This is a genomic window from Vibrio sp. V03_P4A6T147 (genome assembly GCF_002241085.1).
Lineage (GTDB): Bacteria > Pseudomonadota > Gammaproteobacteria > Enterobacterales > Vibrionaceae > Vibrio > Vibrio anguillarum.
In genome coordinates this window covers 1-4,328 of the sequence record NZ_NDIO01000403.1, presented here as the reverse complement: position 1 = coordinate 4,328, position 4,328 = coordinate 1, and the positions used below count along the sequence as shown (strand labels likewise).

The 4,328-nt window shown below is 45.9% G+C and carries 4 protein-coding genes; all 4 read right to left on the bottom strand.

Going from position 1 to position 4,328, the window contains the following annotated elements; genetic code table 11:
• Positions 1 to 91: 91 nt before the first annotated feature.
• Genes B9J84_RS15280 through B9J84_RS15265 form a run of 4 tightly spaced genes read right to left on the bottom strand, consistent with a single transcriptional unit; the run spans position 92 to position 4,226 of the window.
• Entirely contained in the window at positions 92 to 1,015 is a 924-nt protein-coding gene (locus B9J84_RS15280; RefSeq protein ID WP_013868372.1) for a L,D-transpeptidase family protein, read from the bottom strand.
• Between the two features lie 5 nt (positions 1,016 to 1,020).
• On the bottom strand, positions 1,021 to 2,433 hold the full coding sequence (gene phrB, locus B9J84_RS15275) for a deoxyribodipyrimidine photo-lyase (protein ID WP_094124498.1): 1,413 nt from the start codon (positions 2,431 to 2,433) through the stop codon (positions 1,021 to 1,023).
• 16 nt (positions 2,434 to 2,449) lie between these two features.
• A complete protein-coding gene (locus B9J84_RS15270) occupies positions 2,450 to 3,283 on the bottom strand; it encodes a MerR family transcriptional regulator (RefSeq protein ID WP_013868370.1) in 834 nt (277 codons plus the stop codon).
• Positions 3,273 to 4,226, bottom strand: coding sequence for a DUF523 and DUF1722 domain-containing protein (locus B9J84_RS15265; protein WP_026027151.1), 954 nt, complete (start codon positions 4,224 to 4,226; stop codon positions 3,273 to 3,275). Before B9J84_RS15265 ends, B9J84_RS15270 begins: the two co-directional genes overlap by 11 nt.
• Positions 4,227 to 4,328: the final 102 nt, after the last annotated feature.

Genomic DNA, 4,328 nt, shown 5'->3' with positions numbered 1-4,328 from the left:
GCTGAAATTGCTTAAAAGGCTTGTTAATCCAAGCCTTTTTTATTGCTGCTATTACATGGTTCACCATTAATGAACTCATCAACTTCTTTAATTACTCCAATGAGGTTGAAAAATCTGCAGCCACAACTTCGACAGGCACACCATTTTGCGCCAAGATCACCGCTCTCGCTTTCGCATCTGATTTGTTAAATTCATCCAACCACCAGCGAAGTTCTTGCGGTACCTGCAACTCTTTTTTACTACCGTTACTGCGCGTTAAAGGTTCATGAGCTTCAAGAAATACGCTTCGGTCTGGCTCTAAGGCTAATTTTATCGGCTCATCAATTACTTTCACTTTCTCGCCACGCTGAACCTGCTTAAACAGCCATTCAATATCCTTGGGATCCATACGAATACAACCTGAGCTGACTCTCATACCAATACCAAAATCTTTGTTGGTACCGTGGATCAAATAATCACCCGCACCATAAGCGAGACGAAGCGCGTATTCACCAAGCGGGTTATCTGGCCCAGCAGGCACCACCGCAGGCAGTTCAATACCTTTCGCTTTATATTCAGTGCGGATAGATTGAGGAGGTGTCCAAGTTGGGTTCGGTCGTTTTTGACTGATAGTGGTTTCCATTTCGGGCGTATCACGACCAATACGGCCAATACCGACAGGGAAAATATGCACTTTGCGTTTTTCAGGCTCAAAGTAATAGAGCCGCAGTTCCGCTAAGTTGATGACGATGCCTTCGTAAGCCACGCGCGGTAAAATAATTTGTGACGGAATGGTTAGCACAAACTCTTGCTGCGGCAAAAATGGGTCAATTCCTTTGTTAGCCGCCATCAAAGATAAAAACCCAACATCGTACTGTTTTGCAATTTGCGCTAAGGTTTCGCCCTGCTCAATCACGTGATATTGAGTTCGGCCAACCATGCTACTGCCTTCGGCAGGAAAATCATAAGTTGCGGCAAACGCGTTAACACTGAGCGCACCCCAGCAACAACACAAAGAGAGTAGCTTGCGTAGCATGGTGATCAGGTATCCTTGGCGTCTTTATAGAGCTGTAAGGTTATCTCTCTTTCTACTTTATGATCAACCATTGGCGCGGGATATGACAAGGAATTGACGGCAGGGAATTTCCAAGGCGTGTGGATGTACTTATCTGGCAACGAAGCCAATTCAGGTACCCACTGACGAATAAAATCACCTTTCGGATCAAAACGTTCCCCTTGGCTGGTAGGGTTAAAAATTCGAAAATAAGGTTGCCCATCACACCCTGTTGAAGCGCACCACTGCCAACCGCCATTGTTGGAGGCGTAATCGCCATCCACTAATACTTGCATAAAATATTGTTCGCCGAGTCGCCAATCGATATGCAGATCTTTGGTTAGAAAACTGGCCACAACCATCCTTAATCGGTTATGCATCCACCCAGTTTTATTGAGTTGGCGCATCGCCGCATCGACAATAGGGAACCCGGTTTGCCCCTGCTGCCAACGTTCAAAGGCCGTTGAGTTCTCCCACCAAGAGACATGTTTCCCCCAAGGTGCAAAATCTTTTCCCTTACAGAGATCAGGACGAAACCCGATCAGATGCTGATAGAATTCACGCCAAATAATTTCGCTCAGCCAAGTTTGCGCCCCTTCAGACAACCCAATATGTTGCGATTCAGCGTATAGGCGCGCCATACATTGACGCGCAGAAAGCGCCCCTATTGCGAGATAAGGTGACAGTGCGCTGGTCGAATCCAACGCGGGAAAATCACGCTGCTGGTGGTAATTCTGTACCTTATCACGGCAAAACTGGCGTAATTTAGCGCGAATTGCATCGAACTCGACCACCCAATGATCACTGCTGATGCGTGGATAGCTGAACGAGCGGTGTTCGCTCCACAGCAACGGCTCAAGATCCTTTATGCGTTTATAATGTGCAGAAATAGGCGTTGGTAAAATTTGAGGAAGAGCCGCTTGTGATAACCACGCTCGTTTAAAAGGCGTAAAGACTTTGAAATAATCACCTTGCTTGTTTTTGACCGAACCGGGGGTAATAATGCACTTATCGTCGTATGCTCGCCACTCGATCTGGCGCTCTAGGCAAAACTGGCTCGCCATCTCATCACGCTGCAACTCATTGATTTCATACTCGCGATTAACCAACACTGCGCTGGCATTAAGCTGCTTAGCCATAGTGGCAATCTGCTGCGCAGCATCAGCGTAATCATCGACTTCCTCATACAATAGAGCAATATTGAGTGCTTGCAGTTCACGTTGCAGCTCAAATAAACGCCGATAAATAAGATCCGCCTGCATCGGAGCAAGATGGTGTTTTTGCCACTGTGCTGGCGTTGCAATGAATACGGCAACAACAGGTTCTTCACCATCAATGGCGGCATGTAATGCCGTATTATCAACGGATCGTAAATCTCGGCGCAGCCAGAGTAATTTCACTGTGCATCCTTACTGATTAATCTAACGAATGGTGCAGACGAGCAACCACATCTGACAACGAAAGCTTATCTCCCAGTGAGATACGCAATTTCCGTAACGCTTGAACTTGCTGCTCGGTTAGTGCTCGGTTGGCAAACAGCGCAACCTGTTGGTAGTTTGCTAAAGCATCATGATCAACAAGAGCGGTAAGATCTTCGACACCATCTAAGATAGTGAGGTTATACCCAGCTTCCACCTTTCCCACGAACCATAACCAAGCCAGTATGCTCGATGTTGGATCAAGATTAACGCAAAGACATTTTCCTTTAGTTGCCGCTTTGTTTTCCGCTTCAATGATCGAGCTCAACTTGCTTATCATCAGTGCCTGAAAAAGCCCTTTTTGCAAACTGCGCAACGGTCCTTTAACCCGCTCTAACGTGTCGATGACAGGAAAGACAAACTGCTGCTCAACAATCTCTAACGGATACTCTTTCAATACTGTAGCAATGGTTGATTCCGCTTTGCCTTTATTGAGATCCACTAAAGCTTGCAGCAATTGTTCTTGCTCTAAAAGCTCTGAGCCATGATTTGCCAAAGTATCAATGATACTTTCACTGCCACTGAGCAATGCACTCACTTTGCCAATCGAAACCCCTTTCGCCAGCCAGCCTTGAATAGTGCGAATCGTCGCAATATCCTCTTGTGAATAAAGGCGATGCCCTTTTTCCGTGCGCTGTGGCTGAACAAGGTGATAGCGGCGCTGCCATGCACGCAAGGTAACGGGCTTTACTCCAGTCATCTCGGCAACGTCTCGAATAGCGTATAATTTTTCAGTCATCATGTTTTCAGTCAGTGGGTTCTCATAGTCCATAACGTAACCTTAGCGTTTGTGGATAAGGCGATAAATAGTGCTGTTGCTGCAGATAAGCATCGGGATACATTTTTATGTAATGTTTGAGCAACGTAATAGGCGCAAGTAAAGGAAGCTCGCCAGTTCGATAGTCATCAATCAATTGCGCTAACTCCACTTTCTGCTCTTTGTTTAAGGCTCGTTTGAAATAACCCTGAATGTGCATCAAAACATTGGTGTTATTTTTACGGCTCGCTCTGTGTTTAAGCGCATCCATTAGCCCTTGGCGATAGTGCTCAATAAAATACTGTGGCGGATGCTGCTTGACTTCAGCCACCAAACGGCCGAGTTCTCGATACGCTTGCGGGTGATGCGCCATTAACGTCAATTTGTAGCGTGAATGAAAAGCCACCACTTTGCCCGGTGTCGGGTTGTCACCTATCGATTGATAAAAATCATGTAAACAGTAGACACGCGTAATGAAGTTTTCGCGAAGCACTGGATCATGCAAACGGCCATCTTCCTCTACAGGCAACCACGGCATTTTACGCATCAAAGTGGCGGTATAAAGACCAACGCCCTCTTTATCCGCTCGCTGATGCTTATAGACTTTGACTCTTTCCATGCCACATGTCGGGGATTTCGCACAAACGATATAACCACACAATTTCATCAATTCGAGCTCATCAACTTTTCGTTCTGAGAAATCGAACATGGCTTGCGTGTAATCTTTGGTTTCATCTTTAGTTTCAACCAGTGCTAAACGCTCTTCGTGAGAGATCAGGCGAATGGTAGGCCTTGGCACGGTTAAGCCAATCGCAACCTCTGGGCAAACGGGTATGAAAGAGAAATAATTCGTTAACTCTTTGGTCACAAAGTCACTCGCTTTGTGGCCAGAATCAAAACGGACTTGCTCTCCCAGCACACATGCACTGATCCCGATACGAATTTCTGGATTACTCATCGCCGCCTCATATACAAAAATATTTGTTGTATAATGTATAGCACACTCCAACCACCTTATACAAAATATATTTATGTACACATAAAAGGTAAACGTTTACCC